The sequence below is a fragment of the uncultured Nevskia sp. genome (assembly GCF_903885465.1).
Lineage (GTDB): Bacteria > Pseudomonadota > Gammaproteobacteria > Nevskiales > Nevskiaceae > Nevskia.
Genome location: NZ_CAISIQ010000191.1, coordinates 1 through 19,810, shown reverse-complemented (window position 1 = coordinate 19,810; position 19,810 = coordinate 1). Strand labels below are relative to the sequence as shown.

Here is a 19,810-nt window from a genome sequence, read left to right as displayed (position 1 = left end):
TCGCCGCGCTCGACCGCGCCGGCCAGCTCGATCCGCTGCTGCGCGAAGGCTGAGCAGATTTCTCGCGCAGCCAGCCGCACCGTGTCACTGCATCACACCCGCAACCTGCATCCACCGTCCGCACGATCATTGAATTCATGAGCACTCCGAACCCGGTTCCGCCGTCCGTCCCCACCGTTGAAGACGCACCTGCCCGTCAGGTCTTCCTGCAGCGCCTGTTCCTCAAGGACGCCTCGCTGGAAATGCCGAACGCGCCGCGCATCCTGACCAACGAGACGCCACCGGCGATCGATGTGCAGGTCGGCACCGCGATCGACATGCTCAACCCCGGCATCTTCCAGGTCATGCTGCAGGTGACGGTCACCGCCAAGATCGGCGAAGAAACCGCGTTCCTGGTTGAAGTGCATCAGGCCGGCATCTTCCAGCTCGCCAACTTCCCGGACGGCGGCGAACTGCAGCACGTGCTCGCCGCGTACTGCCCGAGCGTGATCCTGCCGTTCGCCCGCGAAGCGATCGCCAACCTGATCAGCCGTACCGGCTACCCGCCGGTGATGCTGCAGCCGATCAACTTCGATGCGCTCTACGCCCAGCACCTCGCCCAGCAGGCTGCGAACGGCGTCAACGGCGCTGCGCCGACGACGGTTCAGTAAGGCTTTCGGCTAGCTCAGAGCGGCGGCATGTCTGAGCAGATCCCTGTCGCGGTTCTCGGCGCTGGTGCGTTCGGGACCGCACTGGCGATTCAGCTATCGCGTCGCGGTGCGCCCGCGTTCCTGTGGGGACGTGATGCGACGACGATGGCGACGATCCAGGAAAGCCGGGAGAACGCGGTCTATCTGAAAGGCTGCGCGCTGCCGGCGCCGCTGATCGCGACCAGCGATCTCGCTCGCGTGGTCGCCGAATCTGGCGACATCGTCATTGCCACGCCGAGTCACTCGCTACGCGAAACCTGCGAGCGGCTCAGCACCCTGCTGCGCCCGGAGCAGGGCGTGGCCTGCGCGGCCAAAGGCCTGGAGCCGGGCAGCGGACGGCTGGCCCATGAAGTGATCGGCGCGGCACTCGGTGTCACCCGGAGTGTTGCGGTGATCTCTGGTCCGACCTTCGCGAAGGAACTGGGCCTTGGTCTGCCGACGGCAGTGACCGTTGCCTCGAACGATCCGGCGTTCGCCGAGCGGATGGCGCTGCGTTTTCACGGCGACGGTTTCCGCGCCTACACCTCGCGTGATCTGATCGGTGTCGAGATCGGTGGCGCGGCGAAGAACGTGCTGGCGATCGCGGTCGGCATTGCCGATGGTCTGGGCCTGGGTGCCAACACCCGCGCGGCGATGATCACCCGCGGCCTGAACGAGATCACCCGGCTGGCCACCGCGCTCGGTGCCGAAGCGGAAACGCTGATGGGCATGGCCGGCCTTGGCGATCTGGTGCTGACCTGCACTGACAACCAGTCGCGCAACCGCCGTTACGGCATCCAGCTCGGCGAAGGTGCGACGCCGGAGCAGGCCCGGGCGGCGATCGAAGGCGTGGTCGAAGGGGTACGTGCCGCACCGGAAGTGCTGCGGCTGGCGCATCGGCTCGGTGTCGACATGCCGCTGCTGGAAATGGCCGGCGCGGTGATCGCTGGCCAGGTATCGCCGATCGAAGCGCTGAAGCGGCTCGCCGAACGGCCGTTGCGCGCAGAGTTGGGCTGAGGCTTCTCAGAGCCGCCGCAGCAGCGACTCGACCATCAGCGGCACACCCTGAATGATCTCGATCGTCTGCAGGCGCTCACGCATCGTCTGCAGCGCCGCCGTGTCGCCAAGCAATTGCAGCGTCTTGTCGGCAATGTCATCGACTTGCGGCTGCGCCGCCACGGTCCAGCCTCGGCTGGCGAAGTCGTCCACCCGCAAGCTCTGATCGCTGCCGCCGAGCGGCATCGACACCGTCGGCACCCGAACGCTGATCGCCTGGTTGATCAGATGGCCGCCGCCGGTGACGACGATCGTCGCTCCGCGCATCAGCGCAATCAGCTGGCCTTGCGGCTGCGGCGGCAGCACGGTGACTCGCCGATCGCCGGGCTCTTCACCAGAAACGGCTTGGCCGATCGCCAGCACCGGCATGCCGGTGGCTCTGGCGACGCGGTCGGCCGCTTCGATGAACAGTTCGGCGGTGGTTCGCCCATCGATCCGATAAGTGCCACCACCGGGTACGAACAGCAGGTACGGCGATGACGGTGCGAGCGCGGCCACCGCGTCTTCGAGCTGGCAGACATCGAACAGCACGCGCCGGGTGCTGCTGATCCGCGCCAGCAGGCGCTGCCAGGCGCTGAACGCCGGCCGCCCGAGCAGATAGCGCTGGTGCCAGTGCTCGTCGAGCGACCATAGCCAGTCGGCGCGAAAGGTCTTGCCGCAAGTGCCGGGCTCGTCGCTGATGCAGACGCTGCGGATCTTCAGCCGCCGACACAGGCGCAGCATGCTGCCGCGGCAGGTCTTGTCGAACACGACGATCGTCGGCTTCAGCCGCGCCAGCTCGCGGGCATGGAACTGCTGGCGCTGCTCGTCCGGCAGATCGCTTTCGGTATGCGGGAACGGCAGCAACGGCCGCAGGCGACAGGCCTTGGGCATCAGGAACTCGATGCGCACCGAGGCATCGGCGGCATGCAGCGCCGTCGCCACGGTCAGCAGCCGGAAGAACTCGCCGGTGCCGCCGCCCTGGTGCTGCGGCACGAACAGCACAAAACGCGAAGTGCTCACGCTGTTGCCACTGCCCTTGCCGTCGCCGGCAGCAGACTCAGCGCGGCCTCGATCAGGGTTCCGGTGGCGATGCCGTACAGGCCATCGTCGCGGGATTCCGGCGCCACGAACGCGAGATGCTTTTCCGGATCATCCGGAAACCAGTTGTTCAGATGGTGGTTGGGCCGGAACCAGGACACCGACGGCGTGCCGGCAACGCGTGCCACATGCAGGCCGCCGGAATCCGGGCCGATGTGCAGCACGGCGCCCTGCAGCACCGACAGGAAGGCCGGCACATCGAGCGTGCCGTCGAAGACTCGCCAAGGCTTGAAGTCGATGCCGGCGACCAGTATCGCCAGCCGTTCCCGGCCGCGCGCCGTGGCATTGCCGGAGACGACGATGCGATGGTCCGGCAAGCGGGCGTGCAGCTGATTCCACAGTGCGATCATCTGCGCCATCGGCAGGTCGCGGCGGTCGTCGGAAGCGCTGGCGCTGAGGTGCAGATAGCCGTCCTCGTCGACGCCGGCAGCGCGGCGCAGGCCGGTATCGATGGCGACCGGAAACGCCGGCGCTTCGCCATCCAGACCCAGCTGCCGGAACGCATTCCAGCGGCTGCGATACATCGGCATCTCGTGGTAGGGCGCCTCGACCACCGCGTTCAGCAGCCAGGGCTGCCAGCGCCAGCGCTTGTTCGCATCGGCCTTGCGCGCCGCGCGCAGCGCAGCGCCACTCAAGCCGACGAACGCGCAGGCGTGATTGCTGCCGGTGATCGCGATCACGGCATCGGCCTTGAGGCCGCGCAGCCAGCCGAGAAAGGCCAGATCGCCGCGCAGGCCGCGCTTCACGTACAGATGCGTGTGCTCGATCCACGGCGTCAGCGGCCCGTAGAAGCCGGCGGTGCCGACCACGTGCAGCTCGGCTTGCGGCGCGCTCTGCCGGATCAGCCACAAGGTCGGCAGGCTGTGGATGTGATCGCCGAGGCCGCCGAAATCGAGCACCACGACGCGGTGCGCCGCATGCAGCAGGTCCTTCGCCGCAACACTCATCCCGCACTCCGGCATTGCTTCAGCGCCGCGATATGCGCAGCCAGACCCAGACTGTGACGAGCGACGAAACCGGGGGCAACGCGGTGCGGTGCAGCGCAGGCCAGACGCAGCGCGGCGAGGATCGCCGGCGGGCTGATCTCGTCGAGCTTCAGGCCATCGTCGGCGTCCATCAGCTCGGCGACGCCGGCTTCGCGGCCGATGATCGCCGGCGTGCCGCAGGCCAGCGATTCGGCGATCACCAGGCCGAACGGCTCGTAGCGCGATGGCAGCACCGTCCAGTCGGCCGCCGCGTACAGCGCCGGCATGTCGTCGACGTAACCGAGCGGCGTGACCCGCGGCGGCAGTTCCTTGCGCGCCGCACGGCCGGCAACCAGCAGGCGCGCACGCGGCTCGTCGAGCTGCGCGAATGCATCGAGCAGCGGGCCCAGACCTTTGCGGGCGTGATCCATCGACGGGAAGATGAAAGCGATGTCGTCCGCCTTCAGACCGAGCGCCTGCCGGGCGACGGCGCGCGCGCGCTCATCGCGCGGCGAGAAGCGCTGTTCGTCGACCGGCGGGTAGATCACCCGCAAGCGATCGATGGTGTCCGGATAGAACTCGCGGATCTGCGCCGCCAAGGTCGCGGAGTGGGCGACGACGGTTTCCGCGCTGTCGAGCATCGCCCGTTCCAGCCGTGTTTCGCGGCGATCGTGCGCGGAATCCGGCCGCTGCATCGCCGCGCAGAAACCGGGATGGGTGCCGCCGTTGATCGCGATGTGGTGACCCCGCGTGCGCGCCAGCGAGATCACCAGCGGATAGCGCTCGGTCAGTTCCAGTCGGGCGATGCGGGAAGCGAACACGCGGTTGCGGAATGCGCGCGGCAGCGGCAAGGGCAGCAGGCGATAGGCGTTGGCGCCGAGGGCGCGTGCCCAGTCGCCATCGACTTCGCGCGCCCAGACATCAACGGTATCGCCGGCCGCGCGGAAGCCGCGCACCAGATCGGCGAGGTAGGACTCCATGCCGCCGCCGCGGCGCAGGCTGTAATGGACCAGGGCGACCTTCATGCCGGCAACCGCAACAGCGTGGCGATGCCGCCGAGCATCACCGGAATGCCGTTGGCGACCTTCAGCTCGGCCAGCGTTTTGCGCAGTGCTTGCTCGCGAGCCGGATCGCCGAGCAGCGCTTGCGCGGCAGCCACCAGGGACTCGGTATCCGGCATCGATTCCAGCACCCAGCCGGCATCGCGGTAAGCCGCGATCCGGCCCGGTTGATCGGTGCCGCCGAGTGCCGCAGCAACGCTGATCGCGCCGCAGGCCAGTGCCTGATCGAGACTGTGACCGCCGTTGGTGACCACCAGCCGCGCCTTGCGCATCAGGCCCATGAACGTGGCCTGCGGCACTTCGACGAGGCAATGCACCTGTGACTCGCCGGCTTTCGCAGTCGCCAGTGCTGCGTACAGCGGGCCGAGAATCATCAGGCAGGGTAGACCGGACTGCGCCTGCAGCCGCTCGGCAGCTTCGAGAAAGATTTCCGCGACCGGCCGATCGCCGATCCGGTAACCGCCGCCGCCCGGCGAGAACAGCACATAGTCCCGATCGAGCAGCGGCTGCACGCTGGCCGGAAGTGCTGCGAAATCGGGCGCAGCGTCGGAGAAGCAGGTATCGAAGACCCGCCGCCGGGTGCGGCCAAGACGATCGAGCAGGCGCTGCCAGGGCGTGAACGGCGCAGCGGTGAGGTCTTCGCGCTGATGCCAGTGCTCGTCGAGCAGCCATAGCCAGTCGAGCCGGAACGCCTTGCGCCGGCCGCCGACCAGGCTGGTGACGTAAGCGGTGCGAATGCCGAGCCGCCGCCAGTGGCGCAGGGTCGGACTGCGGCAGGCGGAATCGAAGATCACCAGATCGGGCCGCAGGCGCTCGATGTGTTCGAGATCGAACTGGCCCTTGGTGGCCGCCTCGCCGTCGTGGCAAATACTTGGGAACGGCGCGTCGGTTCGGGTGCCGGGCCCGCCGGGAAGCAGGAATTCGATGCGCATCTGCGGCCAGCGCGCTTTCGTCGCCTGTGCCAGCAGCACGGCGCGCACGAATTCGCCATAACCGCCTCGGCCATACGCGGGAACGAACAGGATGAAGGGCTGCGCGGACACGTCGGCGTGGAAAGGAACGAGGGCATGCGGGAACCGGGCTAGATTATCGCAGTACCGCCTGCCCTCCTGATCCCCTTGAATCCGCCACAACGCCTTCTCGTCATCTGCCTGCGCCGGCTCGGCGATGTACTGCTGGCAACACCGCTGATCCGCAGCCTGAAGCAGGCCTACCCGAATGCCGAGATCGACGCGCTGGTGTTCGCGCCGACTGCCGGCGTACTGGCCGGCAATCCCGATCTGCACGAAGTGATCGCGATGCCTAAGCAGGGCCAGCTCGCACTGCTTCGGCGGCTGTGGCGGCGCTACGACCTGGCGGTGGCCGTGACCAATAGCGACCGCGCCCATTACGCGGCCTGGATCGCCAGCGACCGACGCGCCGCCGTCGGCTCGCTGAACACGCGCTGGAAGCATTGGCTGCTAAAGACCATCGTCATCCACGATCCCGCGCGTTTGCACACCGTGGTGCAGAGCCTGCTGCTGGCCGATGCGCTCGGCATCGCGCGGGTGCCGGAGGTGGTGCCGCCCCGACCAGCCGATGACTCGGTGCTCGATTCAGTGCTCGGATCGGACTGGCGCCATCGGCCATACGCCGTGCTGCATCCGCAACCGATGTATCGCTACAAGGCCTGGACCGACGACGGCTGGCGGGCACTGATCCGCTGGCTGGCCGCGCAGGGTTTGCGCGTGGTCATCAGCGGCGGGCCTGCCGAGCACGAGCGGGCGGCGGTCAGCATCTTGCTGGCCGGACTCAATCTGCCGGAGGGAAGCGTCATCGATGTCTCCGGCCGCCTGCCGTTCGCCGCGCTGACGCCGATGATCGAAGCCGCACGCCTGTTCGTCGGCCCCGATACCTCGGTGACCCATCTCGCCGCCGCCTGCAACACGCCGACCCTGGCGCTGTTCGGGCCCTCGAGCCCGGTCACCTGGGGGCCGTGGCCGCAGGGCTGGGATGGCGAGGCCGACAGCCCCTGGCGGCTGGCGGTGCCGTTTCAGCGGATCGGCGCCACTGGCATTCTGCAAGGCGATCACGGCCGCCAGATCGGCTGCATTCCCTGCCTGCAGGAAGGCTGTGAACGGCACACCGCCAGCCCCTCGGACTGCCTCGATCGGATGACCGCGGCGCGGGTAATCGCTGCAGCGGCTCAGCTATTGGGTTCGCGAGCCCCCGCATAAGCCAGCTGGCGCCAGGCTTCATACACCGCCACAGCCACCGCGTTCGACAGATTCAGGCTGCGCATGCCCGGCCGCTGCGGCAGATAGACGCGCCGCTCCAGCGGCACCGTTTCGATCAGGCTGTCCGGCAGCCCGCGTGACTCGGCCCCGAACAGCAGCACATCGCCGGCTTGCCACTGCACCTGGTCATAACGCTGGCTGCCCTTGGTGGTGAACACGAACCAGCGCGCGTTGCCGGTGGCGGCACGCAGGGCGGCGACGTCGTCATGTACCTGCATCGCGGCGTGCTCGTGGTAGTCGAGCCCGGCGCGGCGCAGCTTGGCGTGATCCAGAGTGAAACCGAGCGGCCGCACCAGATGCAGCGCAGCGCCGCTGTTCGCGCACAGACGAATGACGTTGCCGGTGTTCGGCGGAATTTCCGGCTCGATCAGCGCAACCTGGATCATCGCGGCGCCCCGGGCAGTCGCGGCCGATTGACACCACCTCCACCCCCGCCTAGGCTGCCTTTCTGCAATTTTTCAATCATTTCGAGAATGTCATGGCGATCGCTTCCCGCAGTCTGAGTGTGCTGGCTGGCGCCGTATTGTCGCTGGCGGCGGCCTCGGCGAGTGCCCAGAGTTCAAGTGGGAGCAGTGGTACCAACGGCAGCGGCTACGAAGTCGACAACACCGGCGCGCCATCAGGCATGGCCATGGCCGCCGATCTGCTGATCGCCCGGCCGCTGGGTCTGGCTGCGACCTTGCTCGGCACGGCAGTGTTCGTCGTCTCGCTGCCGTTCCAGGCCTTGGCCGGCAACTTCGCCGATCCGGCCCAGTCGCTGGTCGTCGAACCGGCGACCTTCACGTTCACCCGTCCGCTCGGCCAAGGCGTGAATTGAGACGTGAACTGACCTCGCGATAGCGCGGTCATCCCGGCGAAAGCCGGAATCCGGAGCCCGAGCACGAACCCCTGATTCCGAATAACGGAATCAGGGGTTTTTCATTGCTGGTCGAAACCGGATTCAGCGCAGCTTCTTGCCATCGGCATCGAGCACGCTGACTTCGCCGAGGTTGAGCTTGCGCACGCTGGCTTCGATCTTGGCGAGATCGCCGACCACGAACCAGGTCAGCGCTTCCGGCCGCACCAGCTGCTTCGCGGCAGCCGCCACTGCTTCCGGCGTCTGCTCGCTGATCAGACCCGGCAGGCGATTGAAGTAGTCATCCGGCTGGCCCAGTTCGATACTGCTGGCAAACGCGCCAGCCACTTGCCCCGCCGTCTCGAAGCTGCCGGGCAGCGCCAGCAGATCGGCGCGCTTGGCGGCGTCCACTTCGGCGGCGGTCGGCGGACGCTTGCCGACCATGTCGCGCAACTCCTTCTGCATCTCGACGATCGAATCCGCGGTGCGATTGCGCTCGACCGCGGCCTGCGCCAGAAACACCTGCGGGCCGCGCGTGCGGGTGACGCTGGAACTGGCGCCATAGCTCCAATGCTTGTCCTCGCGCAGGTTCAGGTTCAGGCGTGAGATGAACTGGCCGCCGAGCACCGTGTTGGCGGTCGACATCGCTTCCTGACCAGACGCTTGGCCGTCCGGGGCGATGTTGGCGGCAGCAACGATGCTTTGCGTCGCGCCCGGCTTGTCGAGCAGGAACACGCGCGGCTTGGCGGCCAGCGCGACAGCAGGAATGCGCTTGATCGGCGGCTTCGCCTGCGGGGCCTGCCAGTCGCCGAAGCGGGCTTCGATCAACGGCTGGATTTCCGCCAGCGAGGTATCGCCGACGATCAGCAAGGTGGCGTTGTCCGGCCGCACCCAGCGCTGATGGAAGGCAACCAGATCCTCGCGCGTGATGCCGGCGACCACAGCTTCCTCGCCGCTGCCGGTGTAGGCGTAAGGATGCGTTTCGCCATAGATCTGCTTCGACAGCACACGGCGCAGCAGGCCGCTCGGCGAGGCTTTTTCCTGAACGATCGCCGACAGCAGGTTCTGCTTGCCACGCGCCAGATCAGCGGCCGGGAAGCTCGGCGCGCGGATGATCGAGGCGTAGAGATCGAGCGCCGGCTTGAGGCTCGGCTTGATCGACGACAGGCTGATGATCGAAACCTCGCGGCTGGTCGAGGCGCCGATCGAGATGCCGAGATCGGCCTGCTTGCGAGCGATCGTCAGCGCATCGAGCGTGCCGGTGCCCTCGTCGATCTGACCGAAAGTGAGCGCAGCCAGACCGGACTTGCCGCCATCGCCGGCACCGAGATCGGCCGCGCGGCCGGCGTCGACGATCAGTGCCATCTCGACCAGCGGCACGCCGCGGCGTTCCATCACCGCGAGCTTCAGGCCGTTGCTCAAAGTGGTGCGGACCAGCGGCGGCAAGGACAGCGCCGCCGAGGCGGCCGGCACCGGCAGCTTCGAGCGATCGACGGTTTCGGGCTTGGCGGCCTGATCGATGTTCTGCGGCAGCACTTCGAGCACCAGGCGACCGTCACCGAGCCAGCGGCGCGCTGCATCGCGAATGTCGTTGGCGGTGGCCTCGCGTTCCCAGGCCAGCTCTTTCTTATAGTGCGCCGGATCGTTGTGCATCAGCTCGTTGGCGGCCAGCAGCTGGCCCTTGGCGCCGACGCCATCGAAGGCCGGCAGCAGATCGGCGTAGCGCTGGGTCTTGATCCGCTGTAGCTCGGCCTCGGTCGGGCCCTGGTCGATCAGGCGCTTGAGTTCTTCACGAACCGCCGCTTCGATCGGCGCCAGGCTGGCACCGGGCCGGGCGCTGGCGACGATCGAGAACTGGCCGGCGATTTCGTCGCTGCTGACCGAGGCGCTGATCGCGGTCGCGGTCTGGTCGCGGTAGACCAGCCGCTCGAACAGGCGACCAGTCTTGCCGCTGGCGAGCAGATCCGAGAACAGGTCGAGCAGCACGGTGTCGCGCTCGCCGTCACCGGGCAGATTCCACATCATGTAGAGCCGCGGCAGTGGCACGCGGTCATTGACCTCGATGCGCTTCTCGCCACTCATCGGCGCGACCCAGGCCTTGGCGTGCAGCACCGGCTCACCGGCTGGAATGGCGCCGAAGAACTGCTCGGCCTTGGCTTTCGCGGTGGCCACGTCGATGTCGCCAGCGATCACCAGGGTCGCGTTGTTCGGGCCGTAGTAACGCTTGAACCAGGCTTTCACATCATCGAGCGTCGCCGCGTTGAGATCGGTTTCGGAGCCGATGGTCGTCCATGAATACGGGTGGCCAGGCGGGTAGCTCTGCTGCGACAGGATCTCCCGCAGAGAGCCGTACGGCTGGTTCTCGCCCTGGCGCTTCTCGTTGAGCACCACGCCGCGCTGCTCGTCGAGCTTGGGCTGGTCGATGGCGCCAAGCAGATGGCCCATGCGATCCGATTCTAGGAACAGCGCCAGATCGAGCGCCGCTGTCGGCACCGTTTCGAAGTAGTTGGTGCGATCGCGATTGGTGCTGCCGTTGATGCCGGTGGCGCCGGCCGGTTCCAGCGCGCGGAAGAATTCGTCGTTGTAGTGCTCGGAACCGTTGAACATCAGGTGCTCGAACAGATGCGCGAAGCCGTGGCGGCCTTCGGGTTCATCCTTGGAACCGATGTGGTACCAGACGTTGACCGAGACCAGCGGCGCCTTGTGATCCTCGTGAACGATCACCGTCAGGCCATTGGCCAGCTGGAATTTCTCGAACGGCACATCGATGGTCGGCAGGCTGGCGGTGACCGACTGGGCGTCGGCCTTGCCGGGCGCGGGCTTGACCTTGGTCGCAGCCGACGCGGTGCCGAGACCGAGGCAGAACGCCGCAGCCAGTGTGACAATGATGCGCATGGAGAACCCCGGATGATTGTTGTTCGAGAAAGGGCCTGCGAAGGCCGCAATGCAGGCGGCAGTCTGCGTGTCTGACCCCGTGTCCGTCGACTGCGTTCCCTCGGCCGCGAACGCCACCGCACAGCGGCTGCCGGGCGCTGTCTGGCGGGCTTCACCGAATTGCGATGAGCGCTTCGGTCCGGCTGATCTGGCACTGATCGTGATCCACAACATCTCGCTGCCGCCCGATACCTACGACGCGCATCCGGACGCGCCGGACGGCAGTTATATCGACGATCTGTTCCTGAACCGGCTCGACCCGGCCGCGCATCCCTATTTCGCGACCATCGCCGGGCTGCAGGTCTCTGCCCATCTATGCATCTTTCGCGACGGCCGCATCCATCAGTACGTGCCGTTCGACCGCCGCGCCTGGCATGCCGGCGCGAGCACTTGGCAGGACCGTTCGCGCTGCAATGATTTTTCGATCGGCATCGAGCTGGAAGGCAGCGACACGCAGCCGTTCACCGACGCGCAATACGCGGCGCTGATCGACACCATCCGCTGGCTGCACACCCACTATCCGCAACTGCCGCGCGCAGCGATCACCGGCCATAGCGATATCGCCCCGGGGCGCAAGACCGATCCCGGTCCGCATTTCGACTGGCCACGGCTGCGCGCCGCACTGGGGATCGCAGCGCCATGACCCTGCTCGCCCTGCTGCTGGCTCTGGGGCTGGAACGCCTGCTGTCGACGCACCGCGACGGCGGCAGCGTGTCGGCGCTGCTCGAGCAGCTGTGGCTGCGGCTGCCCGCCTGGCTGCGCCAGCAGCCGTTCATATTCTGGCTGCGTCAGCAGTCGTTCGCACCCTGGCTGCTGGCACTCGGCCTGGCCGCGCTGACCGGCTGGCTCTACGCCCAGGTTCACACCTTGCTCGCAGAACTGCTGTTCTCGACCACCGCGCTGCTGGTCTGCCTGGGTCCACGCGATCTTGCCGAGGACGTGCAGCGACTGCGGGCTGCCCGCGCTGCCGGCGACGCTGCGACGGTCGCCCGGCTGACCCGCCTGCTGCATCACGGCCCGACGCCGGATGCCGATCACCGCTCGCTGCTCGGCGCGCTGTTCATCCAGTCGCACGAGCGGCGCTTCGGCACCTGCCTGTGGTTCATCGTCGCCGGGCCGGCGGGTGCAGTGCTGTATCGCGTTGCCAGCCGGATCGGCACGGTCATCGAATCGCCGGGCGCGCAACGCCAGGCGGCGCTGCTGCACGGCCTGCTCGCCTGGGTTCCGGCGCGGCTGACCGCACTGCTGTTCGGCCTCGCCGGCAGCATGGACGATGCGCTGGAAGCGCTGAAACGGGTCCATGCCGAACCGCCGTCACCCGATCAGGCCGGCTGGCAGCGGCGCACCTGGAACCTGCTCGCAGAAGCCGCCAATGCCTCGCTGGACTGGGAAGATGCGCCGGGCAGCGGGCCGATGATCGCCTCCTCGCTCGATGCCACCCTGGCCGAAGTGCTGCGCATGGAAACTCGCGCCACCTTGATCCTACTGGCGCTGGCGGCGCTGTTTTCGGCTGGCGTCTGGGTCGCCTGATGCGGCATCAACTCAAGTTTCTCCTGCTGCTGGCCGTGGCGCTGGCCATGCCGGCGGCAAGCGCCGCAGCGCTGGCACAACGCGTCGCCACCCTGGCGCCGCATCTGGCCGAACTGGTCTGTGCGGCGGGCGGCTGTGCGCGGCTGGTGGCGGTGTCCGAGTACAGCAACTACCCGGCTTCTGTGACCAAACTTCCGCAGCTCGGCGGCGCCTGGAACATCAATCTGGAAGCCGTGCTCGCGCAGCGGCCGGATCTGATCATCGCCTGGACCGACGGCACACCGCCGGATCAGGTCGCGCGTCTGCAGAAGCTCGGCCTGCGCGTGGTCTGGCTGCAGGCGAACACACTGGACAGCATCGGCGCGGCGCTGGAAACGGTCGGCGGCTGGCTCGGCACGCAGGAAGCCGCGGCCACGGCGGCGAACGATTACCGCCAGCGTCTGGCCGGCCTGCGCGCACAGCATCGCGATGAACCCGCGATCCGCGCCGTCTACCAGATCGAAACCTCGCCGGCCTACACGATCAGCGCCGCCAGCCCGATCTCGGAAGTGATGAGCCTGTGCGGCGGCGTCAACGTGTTCGCCGCGCTGCCGACGATCTCGGCCGCCATCGGCCAGGAAGCGATGCTCGCCGCCGCGCCCGAAGTGGTGCTCTACGGCCGCGAGGAAAGTGCTGCGGCGATCCGCGCCTACTGGGCGCGGCTGGGCAGCGCGCCGGTGGCCCAGGCCGGCAATCTCTACGCGATCGATCCTGATCTGCTCGGCCGCGCCAGTCCGCGCATGCTCGATGGCGTGGTCGCCGTCTGCACAGCCTTCGATCAGGCGCGCAGCAAGCTTGCCGAACTCAGGCGGCGCCCGCCGAAATCGGACGCGGCGGCGCACTGAACAGCAGGGTGGCGATCGCGCCGCCTTCATTGCGATTGTCGAGCCTGAGCTGCCAGCCGTGGCGGCGCGCCATTGCCCGCGCCACGTAAAGGCCGATGCCGGTGCCGCCATCGCGGCCCCGGAAGTGCGGTTCGAACACCAGCGGCAACTCGTGATTGGGAATGCCGGGGCCGTTGTCGATCACCCGCAGCGCCTGCTGATCCAGTTCGACAATCACTTCGCCATCCGGCCCGGCGGCGCGCACGGCATTGCGCAACAGGTTCGAAAAGATCACGTGGATGCTGCCGGCCGCGGCGGTCAGCAGGGTCGGCTGCATGCGCCAGATCAGCTTGGTCGAGCCGGCATCCATCTCCGCCCATTCGGGCAGCAGCTGTTCCAGATCGAGATTCCAGGCGCGCGGCGATTCGCGCAGCCGGGACAAGGCCAGCAGCGCGTCGAGATCTTCCTGGGCCTGGGCGACGGCGCGCTGGATGCGCGCCAACGGCCGCGACGGATCGGCCGGCCGCGCTTCCAGCAGTTCGGCGGCACCGCGGATCACCGCCAGCGGCGTGCGCAGTTCGTGACTGGCGGCCGCCGCGAAGGCCTGCTCGCGCTCGATCAGCGCATCGAGTTCGGCCATGTAGCCGTTCAGCGCATCGGCGATCACATCGAGTTCCGGATCGTCCTCGGGCTTCAGGCGGGTACTGCCGTTTTCCGGATCGAGACCGCGAATCTGCGCCACCAGCTTGGCCAGCGGGGACAGCGCTTCATCGGCCACCCGGCGTGCGCCCCAGATCGCCAGCAGGCTGACCAGCGCCAGACCGAAGCCGAAGGAGCCGACCAGGCGCTGATCGCGCGCTTCCAGCGGCGAGATGTCATGCATCAGGTAGACGCGATCGTCCGGCGCCAGATCGCGGATCAGGATCTGGAACGCATTGCCGCTGATCTTGACGTCGCGATGCCAGCCGGTATTGAGCTTGCGCAGCGGCGCCGGCACGCTGCCGCCCCAGGCCGGGCGGTAGTAGAGCAGCGCCGGTTCAAGATCGTCGCTGCTGTCGACGATGTCGCGAGTACTGGATTGCGCACCGATCCGGATCAGGTAGTCGAGCTCGCGTTCCATCAGCGTTTCGACGCTGCCGCGCTCGATCCAGCGCTCGGTGACCCAGACAAAGGTGCTGAGGATGATCGCCGCTGCCACCGTCAGCGCGATCAGCGCACCAGTCAGGCGCCGTCGCAGATGGCCGGACGAAACCTCGGCCTTGGTCGCCATCGCGGGCTTTCGAAACGTCAGACGGGATCAGCCGTCGCCGAGGTCGGCCAGGCGGTAGCCGCTGCCGTGGATGGTGTGCAGCAGTTTCTTCGGCCAGGGTTTGTCGATGGCGACACGCAGCGCATAGATATGGGCGCGCAGCACATCGCCTTCCGGAGGCGCATCGCCCCACAGACGGCGCTCCAGTTCCTCGCGGGTGACGACGCGATGGGTGTCGCGCATCAGCAGTTCCAGCAGCTTGCGCAGCGCCGGCGTCAGGCTGATGGTTTCGCCGCCGCGGCGAGCGATCAGCGTATCGAGATCGAATTCGAGATCGGCCAGGGTCAGCACGCGGTCGAGGCCGGCGGCCGTGGCGCGGCGATGCAGCGCTTCGAGCCGGGCCAGCAGTTCGACCATCGCGAACGGCTTGACCAGATAGTCGTCGGCACCGGCGCGCAGGCCTTCGACCCGATCATTGACGGTGTCCATCGCGGTTAGCATCAGCAGCGGCACGTGACGGCTGCTCGAGGCGCGCAGACGGCGACAGACGCTCGCGCCATCGAGGCCGGGCAGCAGGCGGTCGAGGACGATGGCGTCGAAGCGCTGTGCCTGGGCCAGACGCAGGCCGCTGGGGCCGTCGGCGGCAAAATCGACGCTATGGCCGTGGTTGCCAAGGAAATCGCCTAGGTTGGCGGCCAGGTCCGGGTGGTCTTCAACAAGCAGCACGTGCATGGTCGATCTCAGGTTGGGTCAGCCCCAATTTATCAAGCCCATGCGAATGAAATGTCATCGCCGACTTCCGGGGACGAATTCCGGCGCTGCCAGAAACCTTCTTGCGACCTTGGGGCGACCCTCAGACGTCGGTCGATTCCGTCGGTTCCGGCACGGGTGCTACCCAGCGGGCCACCAGGATGCCCAACTCGTATAACAGGTACGCCGGCACCGCGAGCATGATCTGCGACAGCACGTCCGGCGGGGTCAGCACCGCTGCCGCGATGAACACGCCGACCAGCACGTAATCGCGCTTGGCGGCGAGTTGGGCCGGCGTCACGAAGCCGGTCAGCACCATCAGCACGATCGCCACCGGCATTTCGAACACGAAGCCGAAGGCGAGGAACAGCTTGAGCACGAAGTCGAGGTACTTCGAGACATCGGTCATCACCGCGACCCCTTCCGGCGCCGAGGTGACAAAGAACTTGAACACCGTCGGCAGCACCAGGTAGTACGCGAACGCCACACCGGCATAGAACAGCAGGGTGCTGCTGGCCAGCATCGGCATGATCAGCCGGCGCTCGTTGCGGTACAGACCCGGCGCCACGAACAGCCAGATTTGATAAAGGATCCACGGCAGCGCAAGCGCGAAAGCGACGACGGCGGCGAGCTTGAACGGCGTCAGGAACGGTGCTGCAACTTCAGTGGCGATCATGCTGCTGCCGGCGGGCAGCAGCTTCATCATCGGCGTGGCCAGGAAGTGATAGAGCTTGCCGGCGAAGAACAGCAGCGGCAGCAGCACGATGATGAAACCGAACATCGCGCGGACCACGCAGGTCCGCAGCTCCATCAGATGGGCGAGCAGCGGTTGTTCGGGTGCTGATTCCGGCTCAGACATGCTTGTCTGGCGTCTTCGATTCGCTGAACGACGGGGCGTCGGCGGCGCGCGGCGGTGCTGGTGCCGGGATATGCGTTACCGGCGTTTCGCTGTGCGTCGGCGTCGTGTCGGCCGCCGGCAGCGAATCGCTCATCGCATTGCGGCCCTGCTCTGCAGCGCCGTGAAACTCGCGCTTCATCGCCGTCGATTCCTCGTCGAAGATGCGCCGGGCATCGGCCATCTGCTGCTTCAGCTCCGAGGCATGCGATTCGCGATCCAGCTCCGCACTGAGATTGCGCATGTAGGCCTTGGCCTGACCGGTCCAGCGACCGATGCCGCGCGCAACCCGCGGCAGCTTCTCCGGGCCGAGCACGACCAGGGCCACGAGAAAGCACAGCAACAGCTCGGAAAAGCTGATGTCGAGCATGGCGCGCTGGTTATCGGTGGCGGCGGGTCAGGACGTGATCGAGACGATCAGACCTTTTCGTCGTGCTTGTCGCCGGTGTGCTGCGGCGGCGGTGGCGGCGGAACGATCTCCGCGCGCAGCGCTTCGGCGTTCTTCTGGCCTTCGGCCTCGCCTTCCTTGACCGCGGACTTGAAATTCTTGACGGCAGCGCCGAGATCGCCGCCGGCACCGCGCAGCTTCTTGGTGCCGAACACGAGGATGACGATGCCCAGCACGATCAACCAGTGCCAAATGCTGAAACTGCCCATGGTGTGCTCCTGATTCGATTCGGATGCGGCCAGAAGGCCGGTTATGACGGGCTGCGCGACGCCTTTTCATCGTGTCCGGACCGACCCGTCCGGCGCGCCAGCTCATCGGTCAAGGCCGAGAGCGGTACATCATACGCGGCCAACAAGACCATGACGTGAAACCATAAATCGGCCACTTCATGAACCATCTTTACGCGTTCAAGTGCCCCGCCGGATGCACAATCCTTCGCGGCGATGATTGTTTCCGCTGCTTCTTCGCCGATCTTCTTGAGGATCGTGTCGGTGCCCTTGGCGTACAGGCTGGCGACATAGCTTTTCGCCGGATCGCCGCCCTTGCGCGATTGCAAGGTTGCATACAGCGCCTCGAGCACATCGGCTGCGGGCGCCGCAGTCACGCCCGGATTGCCGCTGATATCGCCGCTCATATCGTGAACGCGAGCGGCGCCGGGCTGCGCACGGTGACGCCGTGGCGGGTCAGATACTGCTTGGCTTCGCCGACTGTGTGCTGGCCGGAGTGGAAGATGCTGGCCGCGAGCACCGCATCGGCGCCGCCGAGGCTCAGGCCCTGCTCCAGATGTTCGAGTGTGCCGACGCCGCCGCTGGCGATCACCGGCACCGGCACGGCATCGGTGATGGCGCGCAGCAGTTCGTTGTCGTAACCGGACTTGGTGCCGTCGCGGTCCATGCTGGTCACCAGCAGTTCGCCGGCGCCCTTGGCCACCATCAGCGCCGACCATTCGATGGCGTCGAGCCCGGTGGCCTTGCGGCCGCCGTGGGTGAAGATTTCCCAGCGCGGCGGCTGGCCTTTCTTCGAGACCCGCTTGGCATCGATGGCGACGACGATGCACTGCACGCCGTAGCGATCGCTGGCTTCGGTGACGAAATCCGGCCGCAGCACCGCCGAGGTGTTGATCGATACCTTGTCGGCACCGGCCGACAGCAGCGCACGAACGTCCGCGCAGGTGCGCACGCCACCGCCGACGGTCAGCGGAATGAAGATCGCTGAAGCCACGGCTTCGACGGTCTTGAAGAGGGTCGGACGATCGTCGCTCGACGCGGTGATGTCGAGGAACACCAGTTCGTCGGCGCCTTGTGCGTCGTAGCGGCGGGCGACTTCGACCGGGTCACCGGCGTCGCGCAGGTCCTCGAACTTCACGCCTTTGACCACGCGGCCGGCGTTGATGTCGAGACAGGGGATGACGCGCTTGGCAAGCATTCTGGGAGACCGCCGGGGGATGAACTACTGGACAGCCTTCAGGCAATCCTTGAACTGCAGGCCGCCCTCGTACAGCGCGCGGCCGATGACGGCACCGATGACGCCGTCTTCCTCGATCGACTTCAGCAGATGCAGATCTTCGATTGTCGACACGCCGCCGGAGGCGATGATGTCGGTCTTCACTGCACGGGCGAGGTCACGGGTGGCCTCGACGTTGAAGCCGGCCATCATGCCGTCGCGGCCGATGTCGGTGTAGACGATCGCTTCGACGCCGTCATGCTCGCACTGCTTGGCCATGTCGATGACGCCATGGGCCGACAGCTTCGACCAGCCGTCGACGGCGACGCGGCCGTCCTTGGCATCGATGCCGACGATGATGTGGCGCGGATATTCAAGGCACAGATCGCGCAGGAAATGCGGCGCGTTGACCGCCTTAGTGCCGATGATGATGTAGCTGACGCCGGCGTTCAGATAGGCCTGCACGGTGTCTTCGTCGCGGACGCCGCCGCCGGCTTGCACCGGGACGTTGCCGCAGACCTTGGCGATCCGCTCGATCACCTTGAGGTTCACCGGGGTGCCTTTCAGCGCGCCGTCGAGATCGACGACGTGGATGCGGCTCGCGCCTTCGTCGACCCAGCGCTGGGCGACCTCGGCGGGATCGTTGGAAAACACCGTGACGTCATCCATCCGGCCCTGGCGCAGGCGGACGCACTGGCCATTCTTCAGGTCAATCGCAGGAATCAGCAGCATGGGGAGCAGTCGGCGGGTTGCCCGGAGGCGAGGTCTTGAAGGTTCGGACGCGACGCCTCGAAGGGCAACGTCAGGCGTTGATGATTGATCGAAACTGTGCCGCAAAGCCTGGAGCTAGGCAAGGCGACCCCAATCAGATGGATGGGCTCAGCGGCTTTCACCGTTCCAGTGCGCGAAGTTGCCGAGCAGCCGCAAGCCCACCGACTGGCTCTTTTCCGGGTGAAACTGGAAGCCGACGATATTGTCGCGAGCCACTGCCGCCGCGAACACCTTGGTGTACTCGCTGCTGCCGAGCACATGCTCGGCATGCACCGGCGCGGCGTGATAGCTGTGCACGAAATAGAACCAGCTGTCTTCCGGCACGCCGGCCCACACGGCATGCGGCCGGGTCTGGCGAACGCGGTTCCAGCCCATGTGCGGCACCTTGAGCCGTTCGACGGCATCGCGCGGCGGGTCCGCAAAACGGATCACATCGCCCGGGATCAGGCCCAGCGCCGGCACGCCGCCGTTCTCTTCGCTGCGATCGAGTAGTACCTGCATGCCCAGACAGATGCCGAGCAGCGGTCGCTTGCGCGAGGCTTCGACGACCATCTGGTTGAGCTCCAGGCGACGCAACTCGTTCATCGCCGCCTTCACGCCGCCGACGCCGGGCAACACCAGGCGATCGCAGGCGATCAGCTCTTCCGGGTCGTAGCTGATGACGATCCGCTGGTTGCCGGCCACCCGCTCCAGCGCCTTGCCGAGCGAATGCAGATTGCCCATGCCGTAATCGATGACGCCGATCTTTTCCATCAGGACGGAGAACGCAACAGACGAACGGGAGGGGAACAGCAGGGAGCGGACATCGTGGAATCCGGCAGGCTGGGGGCTTTAAAGCACGCCCTTGGTCGACGGCATCGCGCCATTGGCGCGCGGATCGAACTCCACGGCCATGCGCAGCGCGCGGCCGAACGCCTTGAAGATGGTTTCGGCGACGTGATGCGCGTTGCGGGCACGCAGACAGTCGACGTGCAGGCTCACCTTGG

22 protein-coding genes and 1 pseudogene are annotated in these 19,810 nt (G+C 66.9%); 7 read left to right on the top strand and 16 right to left on the bottom strand.

The genetic code is table 11. The features are described from left to right. Positions 1 to 137: 137 nt before the first annotated feature. Both secB and QZY06_RS07290 read left to right on the top strand, forming a co-directional pair. Complete coding sequence (gene secB, locus QZY06_RS07295) at positions 138 to 650, top strand: protein-export chaperone SecB (protein WP_295682229.1); 513 nt, start codon at positions 138 to 140, stop codon at positions 648 to 650. A gap of 27 nt (positions 651 to 677) precedes the next feature. Continuing rightward, positions 678 to 1,685: an NAD(P)H-dependent glycerol-3-phosphate dehydrogenase gene (locus QZY06_RS07290; RefSeq protein ID WP_295682226.1), complete on the top strand. Its 1,008-nt coding sequence runs from the start codon at positions 678 to 680 to the stop codon at positions 1,683 to 1,685. Between the two features lie 6 nt (positions 1,686 to 1,691). On the opposite strand, the gene QZY06_RS07285 is transcribed toward QZY06_RS07290, so the two are convergent. Genes QZY06_RS07285 through QZY06_RS07270 form a run of 4 tightly spaced genes read right to left on the bottom strand, consistent with a single transcriptional unit; the run spans position 1,692 to position 5,873 of the window. Then, positions 1,692 to 2,726: a hypothetical protein gene (locus QZY06_RS07285; protein ID WP_295682223.1), complete on the bottom strand. Its 1,035-nt coding sequence runs from the start codon at positions 2,724 to 2,726 to the stop codon at positions 1,692 to 1,694. After that, positions 2,723 to 3,751: a glycosyltransferase family 9 protein gene (locus tag QZY06_RS07280; RefSeq protein ID WP_295682220.1), complete on the bottom strand. Its 1,029-nt coding sequence runs from the start codon at positions 3,749 to 3,751 to the stop codon at positions 2,723 to 2,725. The genes QZY06_RS07285 and QZY06_RS07280 overlap by 4 nt, the downstream gene beginning before the upstream one ends. Next, the gene (locus QZY06_RS07275; RefSeq protein ID WP_295682212.1) at positions 3,748 to 4,794 is read right to left on the bottom strand and encodes a glycosyltransferase family 4 protein; all 1,047 of its coding nucleotides are present in this window, start codon (positions 4,792 to 4,794) and stop codon (positions 3,748 to 3,750) included. The genes QZY06_RS07280 and QZY06_RS07275 overlap by 4 nt, the downstream gene beginning before the upstream one ends. Continuing rightward, positions 4,791 to 5,873, bottom strand: a complete 1,083-nt coding sequence (locus QZY06_RS07270) for a glycosyltransferase (protein ID WP_295682209.1) — start codon at positions 5,871 to 5,873, stop codon at positions 4,791 to 4,793. The genes QZY06_RS07275 and QZY06_RS07270 overlap by 4 nt, the downstream gene beginning before the upstream one ends. 75 nt (positions 5,874 to 5,948) lie before the next feature. Here QZY06_RS07270 and QZY06_RS07265 point away from each other — a divergent pair, with 75 nt between their 5' ends. Next, positions 5,949 to 7,046, top strand: a complete 1,098-nt coding sequence (locus QZY06_RS07265) for a glycosyltransferase family 9 protein (RefSeq protein ID WP_295682207.1) — start codon at positions 5,949 to 5,951, stop codon at positions 7,044 to 7,046. On the opposite strand, the gene QZY06_RS07260 is transcribed toward QZY06_RS07265, so the two are convergent. Then, positions 7,016 to 7,492 carry a tRNA (cytidine(34)-2'-O)-methyltransferase gene (locus QZY06_RS07260; protein ID WP_295682204.1) on the bottom strand — a complete coding sequence of 159 codons (477 nt, stop codon included), beginning with the start codon at positions 7,490 to 7,492 and terminating at the stop codon, positions 7,016 to 7,018. The genes QZY06_RS07265 and QZY06_RS07260 overlap by 31 nt on opposite strands. 92 nt (positions 7,493 to 7,584) lie before the next feature. Between QZY06_RS07260 and QZY06_RS07255 the strand changes: the two genes are divergently transcribed. After that, complete coding sequence (locus QZY06_RS07255; protein ID WP_295682200.1) at positions 7,585 to 7,923, top strand: hypothetical protein; 339 nt, start codon at positions 7,585 to 7,587, stop codon at positions 7,921 to 7,923. A gap of 123 nt (positions 7,924 to 8,046) precedes the next feature. On the opposite strand, the gene QZY06_RS07250 is transcribed toward QZY06_RS07255, so the two are convergent. After that, a complete protein-coding gene (locus QZY06_RS07250; protein ID WP_295682198.1) occupies positions 8,047 to 10,836 on the bottom strand; it encodes a pitrilysin family protein in 2,790 nt (929 codons plus the stop codon). 127 nt (positions 10,837 to 10,963) lie between these two features. Between QZY06_RS07250 and ampD the strand changes: the two genes are divergently transcribed. The 3 genes from ampD to QZY06_RS07235 are packed head-to-tail and all read left to right on the top strand — an operon-like array spanning position 10,964 to position 13,289. Continuing rightward, positions 10,964 to 11,518, top strand: coding sequence for a 1,6-anhydro-N-acetylmuramyl-L-alanine amidase AmpD (gene ampD / locus QZY06_RS07245; RefSeq protein WP_367275581.1), 555 nt, complete (start codon positions 10,964 to 10,966; stop codon positions 11,516 to 11,518). Beyond that, complete coding sequence (locus QZY06_RS07240; RefSeq protein ID WP_295682194.1) at positions 11,515 to 12,405, top strand: cobalamin biosynthesis protein; 891 nt, start codon at positions 11,515 to 11,517, stop codon at positions 12,403 to 12,405. Before ampD ends, QZY06_RS07240 begins: the two co-directional genes overlap by 4 nt. Next, entirely contained in the window at positions 12,405 to 13,289 is an 885-nt protein-coding gene (locus tag QZY06_RS07235) for a helical backbone metal receptor (protein WP_295682192.1), read from the top strand. The genes QZY06_RS07240 and QZY06_RS07235 overlap by 1 nt, the downstream gene beginning before the upstream one ends. On the opposite strand, the gene QZY06_RS07230 is transcribed toward QZY06_RS07235, so the two are convergent. The 10 genes and pseudogenes from QZY06_RS07230 to QZY06_RS07185 all read right to left on the bottom strand — a co-directional run. Next, positions 13,249 to 14,538 carry a HAMP domain-containing sensor histidine kinase gene (locus QZY06_RS07230; protein WP_295682189.1) on the bottom strand — a complete coding sequence of 430 codons (1,290 nt, stop codon included), beginning with the start codon at positions 14,536 to 14,538 and terminating at the stop codon, positions 13,249 to 13,251. The genes QZY06_RS07235 and QZY06_RS07230 overlap by 41 nt on opposite strands. A 27-nt stretch (positions 14,539 to 14,565) precedes the next feature. Beyond that, positions 14,566 to 15,249: a response regulator transcription factor gene (locus QZY06_RS07225; RefSeq protein WP_295682187.1), complete on the bottom strand. Its 684-nt coding sequence runs from the start codon at positions 15,247 to 15,249 to the stop codon at positions 14,566 to 14,568. Between the two features lie 121 nt (positions 15,250 to 15,370). Then, the gene (gene tatC / locus QZY06_RS07220; RefSeq protein ID WP_295682182.1) at positions 15,371 to 16,126 is read right to left on the bottom strand and encodes a twin-arginine translocase subunit TatC; all 756 of its coding nucleotides are present in this window, start codon (positions 16,124 to 16,126) and stop codon (positions 15,371 to 15,373) included. After that, positions 16,119 to 16,532: a Sec-independent protein translocase protein TatB gene (gene tatB, locus QZY06_RS07215; protein ID WP_295682178.1), complete on the bottom strand. Its 414-nt coding sequence runs from the start codon at positions 16,530 to 16,532 to the stop codon at positions 16,119 to 16,121. Before tatB ends, tatC begins: the two co-directional genes overlap by 8 nt. Before the next feature lie 47 nt (positions 16,533 to 16,579). Then, positions 16,580 to 16,819 (bottom strand): Sec-independent protein translocase subunit TatA, encoded by a 240-nt coding sequence (tatA, locus tag QZY06_RS07210; protein WP_022976353.1) that lies wholly within the window; start codon positions 16,817 to 16,819, stop codon positions 16,580 to 16,582. Between the two features lie 41 nt (positions 16,820 to 16,860). Then, positions 16,861 to 17,244: a phosphoribosyl-ATP diphosphatase gene (locus tag QZY06_RS07205; protein ID WP_295682175.1), complete on the bottom strand. Its 384-nt coding sequence runs from the start codon at positions 17,242 to 17,244 to the stop codon at positions 16,861 to 16,863. Then, positions 17,241 to 18,035 carry an imidazole glycerol phosphate synthase subunit HisF gene (hisF, locus tag QZY06_RS07200; RefSeq protein WP_293387135.1) on the bottom strand — a complete coding sequence of 265 codons (795 nt, stop codon included), beginning with the start codon at positions 18,033 to 18,035 and terminating at the stop codon, positions 17,241 to 17,243. Before hisF ends, QZY06_RS07205 begins: the two co-directional genes overlap by 4 nt. Before the next feature lie 24 nt (positions 18,036 to 18,059). Next, the gene (gene hisA, locus QZY06_RS07195; RefSeq protein WP_022976356.1) at positions 18,060 to 18,785 is read right to left on the bottom strand and encodes a 1-(5-phosphoribosyl)-5-[(5-phosphoribosylamino)methylideneamino]imidazole-4-carboxamide isomerase; all 726 of its coding nucleotides are present in this window, start codon (positions 18,783 to 18,785) and stop codon (positions 18,060 to 18,062) included. Between the two features lie 147 nt (positions 18,786 to 18,932). Beyond that, a complete protein-coding gene (gene hisH / locus QZY06_RS07190; RefSeq protein WP_295682170.1) occupies positions 18,933 to 19,577 on the bottom strand; it encodes an imidazole glycerol phosphate synthase subunit HisH in 645 nt (214 codons plus the stop codon). Between the two features lie 78 nt (positions 19,578 to 19,655). Continuing rightward, positions 19,656 to 19,810, bottom strand: a pseudogene (locus tag QZY06_RS07185) (imidazoleglycerol-phosphate dehydratase); the annotation flags it as partial.

Bases quoted from the DNA above. Each gene is read 5' to 3' on its own strand.
- secB (WP_295682229.1), top strand. From the start codon at position 138: ATGAGCACTCCGAACCCGGTTCCGCCGTCCGTCCCCACCGTTGAAGAC.
- QZY06_RS07290 (WP_295682226.1), top strand. From the start codon at position 678: ATGTCTGAGCAGATCCCTGTCGCGGTTCTCGGCGCTGGTGCGTTCGGG.
- QZY06_RS07280 (WP_295682220.1), bottom strand. From the start codon at position 3,751: ATGAGTGTTGCGGCGAAGGACCTGCTGCATGCGGCGCACCGCGTCGTG.
- QZY06_RS07275 (WP_295682212.1), bottom strand. From the start codon at position 4,794: ATGAAGGTCGCCCTGGTCCATTACAGCCTGCGCCGCGGCGGCGGCATG.
- QZY06_RS07260 (WP_295682204.1), bottom strand. From the start codon at position 7,492: ATGATCCAGGTTGCGCTGATCGAGCCGGAAATTCCGCCGAACACCGGC.
- QZY06_RS07255 (WP_295682200.1), top strand. From the start codon at position 7,585: ATGGCGATCGCTTCCCGCAGTCTGAGTGTGCTGGCTGGCGCCGTATTG.
- QZY06_RS07250 (WP_295682198.1), bottom strand. From the start codon at position 10,836: ATGCGCATCATTGTCACACTGGCTGCGGCGTTCTGCCTCGGTCTCGGC.
- QZY06_RS07240 (WP_295682194.1), top strand. From the start codon at position 11,515: ATGACCCTGCTCGCCCTGCTGCTGGCTCTGGGGCTGGAACGCCTGCTG.
- QZY06_RS07235 (WP_295682192.1), top strand. From the start codon at position 12,405: ATGCGGCATCAACTCAAGTTTCTCCTGCTGCTGGCCGTGGCGCTGGCC.
- QZY06_RS07230 (WP_295682189.1), bottom strand. From the start codon at position 14,538: ATGGCGACCAAGGCCGAGGTTTCGTCCGGCCATCTGCGACGGCGCCTG.
- QZY06_RS07225 (WP_295682187.1), bottom strand. From the start codon at position 15,249: ATGCACGTGCTGCTTGTTGAAGACCACCCGGACCTGGCCGCCAACCTA.
- tatC (WP_295682182.1), bottom strand. From the start codon at position 16,126: ATGTCTGAGCCGGAATCAGCACCCGAACAACCGCTGCTCGCCCATCTG.
- tatB (WP_295682178.1), bottom strand. From the start codon at position 16,532: ATGCTCGACATCAGCTTTTCCGAGCTGTTGCTGTGCTTTCTCGTGGCC.
- tatA (WP_022976353.1), bottom strand. From the start codon at position 16,819: ATGGGCAGTTTCAGCATTTGGCACTGGTTGATCGTGCTGGGCATCGTC.
- QZY06_RS07205 (WP_295682175.1), bottom strand. From the start codon at position 17,244: ATGAGCGGCGATATCAGCGGCAATCCGGGCGTGACTGCGGCGCCCGCA.
- hisF (WP_293387135.1), bottom strand. From the start codon at position 18,035: ATGCTTGCCAAGCGCGTCATCCCCTGTCTCGACATCAACGCCGGCCGC.
- hisA (WP_022976356.1), bottom strand. From the start codon at position 18,785: ATGCTGCTGATTCCTGCGATTGACCTGAAGAATGGCCAGTGCGTCCGC.
- hisH (WP_295682170.1), bottom strand. From the start codon at position 19,577: ATGGAAAAGATCGGCGTCATCGATTACGGCATGGGCAATCTGCATTCG.